The sequence below is a fragment of the Dehalococcoidia bacterium genome (genome assembly GCA_022449765.1).
GTDB lineage: Bacteria > Chloroflexota > Dehalococcoidia > Lucifugimonadales > Australimonadaceae > UBA2963.
Genome location: JAKUPZ010000024.1, coordinates 1 through 7,221, shown reverse-complemented (window position 1 = coordinate 7,221; position 7,221 = coordinate 1). Strand labels below are relative to the sequence as shown.

Genomic DNA, 7,221 nt, shown 5'->3' with positions numbered 1-7,221 from the left:
TACCCAAGCTCGACGGGCCGACGGGCAAGAGTGGGAGTCAGTAATAAGTCGTAGGTCTTGTGGAATTCTGCCAGTCGTCGGCCCATGAGATGCACCTCCTGAATGCCCTTGAACAAGTCTACAGCGCTCGTCCGGGCGCCTGTTCGTACGCTGCAAAAGTAATTGGTTCGACGGCATCGGCTGCGAGCTTGCGACTTAGCTGAGCTTCGCGGCCCGTGAGCATGGCATATGCCTTAACAGCAACGTCCATACGCCAGAACTCAGCGATGAATCCGAGATCTATGTCTGGATCTGCCTCTTCTACGACGTGCCCAAGGGCCTCGAGCTGGCGAGCTACCGTATCGACTCCGTCAGCACAGGCCGGGTCTAGCGTGTCACCTGCGACGACGCGTTTGGAGATCGCAATCCTGAGAGTCCCCGGATCGCGGCCGACCTCGGCGGTAAATGGCCCGGTCTCGGCGAGTGGAGGGTTAGGGGTACCGAACTCAGGGCCAGCTGTTGCATCGAGGGCATGGGCAGTATCACGAACGGTTCGGGAGACCACATGTCCCACACCAACAAGACTGTCGAGCACGTCTGGCCCAATGGGGTTACGCCCGCGTGTGGTCTTGAGTCCTACTAAGCCGCAACAAGCTGCAGGGATGCGGATCGAACCACCGCCATCGGACGCGTGCGCCATGGGAAGAACGCCTGCCGCCACAGCGGAGGCTGAGCCGCCGCTAGAGCCGCCAGCGCTGCGGGTCAAGTCCCAAGGATTGGGGGCAGCGCCATGGCTTACCGGCTCCGTCGATGCGCTCAATCCGAATTCGGGTGTGTTTGTCTTGGCGATGATCAGGAGGCCCGCTTGCTTGTAGCGAGCCACTATCTCGGTATCGTGATCGGCAACGAAGTTGGAATAAAATTTTGATCCATTGTGGGTGGGCGCATCTTTATAAAGAGTGAATAGATCTTTCAGCATGAAAGGCACACCCCGAAACGGCCCATCCGGCACACCAGCTGCGATCTCAGCCCGAGCGAAGGGCTCCATGTCACAAGTGATTGCATTCAATTTTGGCTGAATTGCGCGCATGCGTGACAGCGATTCATCCAGCAATTCAGTCTCACTTATCTCGCCCGAATTAACCAGGGCTGCAAGACTGACAGCATCGTGTTTCCCGTATTCCTCAAAACCCGACATTACACCCTCTCCTAATCCACGTGACCTTCCTTGTAGGCAATGACATTTTGGTATCGTTTCCGACTTAATTACTCAATAGCAACTTGATCAAAAGGAGATATTAGAATAGAACAAAACAAGAACAAATGATTTCCAAAGGATTGGGAGCCTAGCAAGGCATGACAGAAAATGCCAAATCCAGTGTGTTGTCCGAACTCCGCAAAAAACTTCGGAGTTTAGAGTTAGGCACAATGCATGAAAGCACCTCAGTGAGGCTAGGAGTGGACGAAATTGACAACACCTTGCCTTGGTCTGGCCTACCACGAGCGGGCATTCATGAAATTATCGGTGAGCGAGGTTCGGCACTTGGCTTTTTGGTCTTCCTACTAACAAAATTCACTAGGGATCACGCGCCAGTCATGTGGTGCTTCCAACAAACTAATCTTTACGCTCCAGGCCTATACATGTTTGGCCTTGAACCAAACCGTATAATCACAATACGCACAAAGAAGCAAAATCATACCTTGTGGGTTCTGGAAGAAGCCCTACGTGCCAACTGCCTTGGTGCCGTATGCGGAGAGGTACAAGCCGTCAATTCAGTTGTTAGCAAACGTCTACAATTAGCTGCAAGAGCAGGACAAACGCCATGCCTGCTGTTTTTTAATAACAAAAACTCCCCTGCAATAGCTTCGACCACCAGATGGCGCATATCACCTATAAATACTAACGAATATGATGGAATTGCTGGCGCTGGCTTCCTAGAGGAACCTCTTTGGAAAGTAGAGTTACTTCGTTGCCTAGGCACAGCCGGCAACCATCAATGGATAGTTAAATGGTCTCATGAAAAGAATTGTCTCAGTATGGCTACCCTATTGGCAAACCGATTTAGAATACCAAAGGCGGCTCACAAATAAGTGTACGCGCCGCAAGCCATTAGCCCTGACAAATGAAATAAGGGGCACAAAACATATAACAGCAGCATGCAGGCATGCCCAAAAACTGGGGATTGAAATTAATATGCCATTAACTGACGCTCGCCTCTTGGTCCCTGAACTGAATATAGCTAGAGATAATGCCACCACTGCAACTAAGGCTCTTTCCAAACTTGCAAATTTACTTACACGGTTTACACCTTGGGTAGCCATTCATGGCATCAACGATTTATATCTCGATGTTAGCGGTTGCTCTGATCTATTTGGTGGTGAACTAAGTTTACTCAACTACCTGTATAAGGAATTATACGAATCAATTCACCCTGACTGTACTGCCCGCATAACAATTGCCGATACTGCTGGCGCAGCTTGGGCAATAAGCCATTTCACAAACCAAAGTAGAATCCCTCCGGGAGAAAGTAAAAAATACCTTGCACGCTTACCTTTAGCAGCTCTCCGAGTGGATGAAAGAACGCTAAAAACTCTACATTTTTTAGGTTTAAGATGCATTGGTGAATTGTTCAAAATACCGCGCTCAAGTCTTACCAAACGTTTTGGGCACAAACTTCTATCTCGACTTGATCAAGCACTTTCTGCAGAGCCAGAACCCATCTCACCACGTCGATCAGTTCCATTACTATCCGTTCAAAAAAGATTCCAAACCCCTATCATATCCACGCAAATTCTTACGCAGATAACTCATGAATTATTAACTGAATTGTGTGAATTACTAAAAAAAAGAAATCAGGCGATCAGGCGTGCCACCTTGAATATCTTCCCTACTAATTCAGGTTCACGCCAAGTAAGAATTGAAACTAGTCGGAAAATTTCTACGCCAGACCCACTAGCAAATCTTTTTTATGAGAAGCTGCAATGCATTAGCCTTAATCCCGACAATGATGAAGGAATTGAATCGATAAGCTTAGAAGCAAACCTAACGGAGGGATTATACTCCGAACAAAGCACCCTCAATTTCAAGAACTCTCTCCACTCACAAGAACAAAACCAAAATGAAGATGCGCTTTGTGATTTATTAGATAAGTTAACTAACCGACTTACTAAGCATGCCATACTTAGTTTTATTCCTCATCAAAGCCACACCCCAGAGAAAGCCGTAAAATTTTCTACATCTCAAATTAAAGATCCAAATATATTTTGGGATATCCGAAAACCAAGGCCCCTCCACCTGTTTAATCCACCTATACCCTTAGAAGCAGTTGCAATGACCCCGGACAAGCCTCCAATTTTATTTAGGTGGGGAAATCAAATACATCATGTAATTCGTTCTACCGGCCCTGAAAGAATTTCAGGTGAATGGTGGAAAAGTGACACTTGGACACGGGATTATTACCAAGTGGAAAATAAAGCTGGCGCACGATTCTGGCTCTACCGTGAAGGACTATACGAAAATACTAAACAGCCCAAATGGTGGCTACACGGCCTTTTTGCATAAAAACTCCAACACCACCAGTAGCTAAAGATTCATATGAAAATGATCCCTTATGCCGAAATTCAGGTTACCACTAACTTTACCTTCACCTATGGAGCCTCCCATCCACATGAGTTAATAAAAACTGCAAGGTCTCTTAACTATCATGCAATTGCCGTCACAGACCATAATTCTCTCGCTGGCGTCGTTAGGGCTCATGTTGTAGCGCGTGAGCACGGCATCAAACTTTTAGTTGGAGCACGACTTGACCTTGTTAATTTTCCCAGCCTCCTATGCCTACCCACCACTCGCAATGCATACGGACGCCTTACGGCACTACTAACAACAGGGAAACGTCGCGCTCTCAAAGACCAATGCAAAATCTACTATTCAGATCTTATTGAAAACAGCACTGACCAAATTTTGGTAATTCTGCCACCAAGAGTGATCAGTTATGAATTTTTAGAGTACCTAAAGATATTGTCTAAAAATTCACCTGAACATTGCTACCTTGCCGCCAATTACCAATATGATGGCAATGATGAAAATAAAATTGCCCAACTTGCAGAGCTTTCATCTTTGAGCAATGTTCCTTTGGTCGCGAGCAATGATGTCTACTATCACATCCCAGAACGACGTGTGACCCAAGATATACTAACCTGCATTCGTGAAAAATGTACTATCGAACAAGCGGGCTTTAAGCTTAAAGCCAATGCAGAGCGATACCTTAAACCTCCAAATGAAATGATACGTCTCTTTAGTGCTTATCCAGAAGCAATCGTACATACTACTGAAATAGCAAACAGGTGTTGCTTTTCGCTAGATGAACTAGAACATTGTTACCCAAAAGAATCATCAAAGAATGGTCTTCCTGCTTTCGAACGCCTCGTGCAGCTCTCTAATGAAGGAGCTCAAAAACAATATCCCGATGGCGTGCCAACCAAAATATGCGCCCAACTCAATCATGAACTCCAACTTATCAAACAACTAAACTACGCCCCTTATTTTCTCACTGTTTACGAAATTGTTAGATTTGCTAAATCCCAGAACATTCTCTGCCAAGGTCGTGGCTCCGCAGCTAATTCATCTGTATGTTATTTTTTAGGAATTACAGCTGTTGACCCCAGCCAGATTGAACTCTTGTTTGAAAGGTTTATTAGCTCAGCACGCAACGAACCACCCGATATCGACATAGATTTTGAACACGATCGCCGTGAAGAGATCATACAACATATCTACGCTAAGTATGGCAGAGATAGGGTTGGCATGACCGCTACCTTCGTGTGCTATCGAGCACGCAGTGCAATTCGAGACATTGGGAAGGCCTTAGGTATTTCATCAGATATCATCAACACCCTCTCCAAAACTATATGGGGTAGCAGCAAACGCCCAGTAAATACTGATGATGTGCTAGAAACAAACCTCAATCCTTTAGACAAAAAACTTCAGCTGGCTCTCAAATTAGCTGAAGAGCTAATAGGTTTTCCCAGGCACTTATCCCAGCATGTCGGAGGCCTTGTAATTACACAGGATAAACTCTCTGAAATAGTTCCTATTGGCAATGCTGCTATGAAAAACCGAACAGTAATAGAGTGGGACAAAGACGATCTTGATGCTTTAAATATTCTTAAGGTCGATATACTAGGGCTTGGTATTTTAACATGCATACACCAAAGCTTCGATTTAATTAAAAATCATTATGGTGAAAAACTTAGTCTATCTAAAATTCCCCAGCACGATCACCAAGTTTATGAAATGCTTTGCAGGGCAGACACCATTGGTGTCTTTCAAGTTGAAAGCCGTGCACAAATGTCAATGTTACCCAGACTCAAACCAAAAGAATTTTATGATTTAGTTATTCAGGTTGCCATCGTCCGTCCAGGACCAATTCAGGGGGATATGGTGCATCCATATCTACGCAGAAGAAATGGAAAGGAAACTATTACATACCCATCTCAGGAGCTGTATCAAGTGCTTGGAAAAACACTCGGAGTACCATTATTTCAAGAACAGGCAATGCGGATTGCTGTGGTTGGAGCTGGGTTTACAGCTACGGAAGCAGATTCCTTAAGACGTGCCATGGCCACCTTTCGTAAAACGGGCTTAATTCACAAGTTCCGAGAAAAAATGCTTAGTGGAATGCAGGGTAACGGCTATGAGGCCGACTTTGCCAAACGCTGTTTTGAACAGATAGAAGGTTTTGGAGAATATGGATTCCCAGAATCTCACGCAGCAAGCTTCGCCATACTAGTCTACATCTCTGCATGGTTAAAATTCCACTACCCCGCCGTGTTTGGAGCCTCCTTGTTAAACAGTCAACCTATGGGGTTTTACGCTCCCGCCCAAATTGTAAAGGATCTCCAAAACCATGGGGTTGAGGTCAGAGCACCAGACATTAATTTTAGCCAATGGGAATCCACCTTAGAAAGAATCACAAATAAAGAGGCTGCTATTAATAAAAATTCATCGGCACTTCGTCTAGGATTACGCCAGATCAAACATCTTAGGAAAACCGATGCCGACCAAATTATAAGTGTAAGGGGGATCGGATATAAAAGTGTCTATGATCTGCAAAAAAGAACAAAACTAAACATAGAGTGTCTGAAGATATTAGCAAAAGCTAATACATTTAGCTCACTTGGACTAAACCGCCGTACTGCCCTTTGGACCATCATCGCGATTAATAACTCTCACCTCCCACTATTTTCTAATACCACGAACAACGTTGGGTTCCGCAAAGAAGAAGATTTAATACCACTACCGGAAATGCAAGCAGGCGAAGAAGTGGTGGAAGACTATCGAACCCTCAGGTTATCGCTCAAACATCACCCAATGTTTCTCCTTCGTGACAAAATTCCTATGACACCCTTAACAGAAGCTAAGAATTTAATACATGTATCATCTAATCATCTGGTAAAAATAGCTGGACTCGTTTTGGTTCGACAAAGACCTGGTACAGCTAAAGGGGTATTATTTGTTACACTGGAAGACGATACGGGAATTGCCAATATAATCCTTTGGCCTTCTGTTTTTAAGCAATATCGCCGGATTATTATGAACGCTAGGTTGATTGGCGTATCTGGCAAAGTGCAACGCGAAGAAAAAGTGGTCCACGTAATAGCCAACCACTTAACTGACCTGACAGACAACCTGGCAAGGCTCAATAATCCTTCGTCTAGATCAGTTAACCACAAGATGCTACCCTGATACTTATTTGCCAATACAAGTCGAAGAAGGAACAAGCTGTGGCAATAGCCGCCGACCAACATCACGACCAGCTCCATTCTACTCACAATGCACTTGATAAGTTGCAAGAACTCGTGAGGGATGATTTGCTAAGCGTGAACCGAGTAATCTTAGACCGAATGCAAAGCCCTGTTGCTTTGATACCCCAGTTGGCCGGGCATCTTATTTCCTCCGGTGGCAAGAGGCTCCGCCCAGTCTTAACATTACTATGCGCTCAAATGTGCGGCTACCGTGGCGACAACCATATCCCGCTAGCCGCATGTGTAGAGTTTATCCATACAGCAACCCTCTTACATGATGACGTGGTTGACGACAGTTCATTAAGACGAGGAATCGAATCTGCAAATGCAGTCTGGGGTAACCAAGCAAGTGTCCTTGTTGGCGACTTTCTATTTAGCAGATCCTTCCAGATTATGGTCGAGTGTGGATCCCTGCAAGTACTCGAGATACTTTCCAAT

5 protein-coding genes are annotated in these 7,221 nt (G+C 45.2%); 4 read left to right on the top strand and 1 reads right to left on the bottom strand.

What is annotated here, in order from left to right; genetic code table 11:
* Positions 1-118 precede the first annotated feature (118 nt).
* Positions 119-1,177: an amidase gene (locus tag MK127_08060; GenBank protein MCH2532744.1), complete on the bottom strand. Its 1,059-nt coding sequence runs from the start codon at positions 1,175-1,177 to the stop codon at positions 119-121.
* A gap of 158 nt (positions 1,178-1,335) precedes the next feature.
* Here MK127_08060 and MK127_08055 point away from each other — a divergent pair, with 158 nt between their 5' ends.
* The 4 genes from MK127_08055 to MK127_08040 all read left to right on the top strand — a co-directional run.
* Positions 1,336-2,070, top strand: coding sequence for a hypothetical protein (locus MK127_08055; GenBank protein ID MCH2532743.1), 735 nt, complete (start codon positions 1,336-1,338; stop codon positions 2,068-2,070).
* The gene (locus MK127_08050) at positions 1,997-3,541 is read left to right on the top strand and encodes a DNA polymerase Y family protein (GenBank protein MCH2532742.1); all 1,545 of its coding nucleotides are present in this window, start codon (positions 1,997-1,999) and stop codon (positions 3,539-3,541) included. The genes MK127_08055 and MK127_08050 overlap by 74 nt, the downstream gene beginning before the upstream one ends.
* 33 nt (positions 3,542-3,574) lie before the next feature.
* A complete protein-coding gene (locus MK127_08045) occupies positions 3,575-6,724 on the top strand; it encodes an error-prone DNA polymerase (protein MCH2532741.1) in 3,150 nt (1,049 codons plus the stop codon).
* Between the two features lie 44 nt (positions 6,725-6,768).
* Positions 6,769-7,221: polyprenyl synthetase family protein (locus MK127_08040; protein ID MCH2532740.1), on the top strand; the 453-nt coding region annotated here is incomplete at its 3' end.

Excerpts from the sequence above, each read along its gene's own strand:
- MK127_08050 (MCH2532742.1), top strand. The coding sequence starts at position 1,997 with ATGAAAAGAATTGTCTCAGTATGGCTACCCTATTGGCAAACCGATTTA.
- MK127_08060 (MCH2532744.1), bottom strand. The coding sequence starts at position 1,177 with ATGTCGGGTTTTGAGGAATACGGGAAACACGATGCTGTCAGTCTTGCA.
- MK127_08055 (MCH2532743.1), top strand. The coding sequence starts at position 1,336 with ATGACAGAAAATGCCAAATCCAGTGTGTTGTCCGAACTCCGCAAAAAA.
- MK127_08045 (MCH2532741.1), top strand. The coding sequence starts at position 3,575 with ATGAAAATGATCCCTTATGCCGAAATTCAGGTTACCACTAACTTTACC.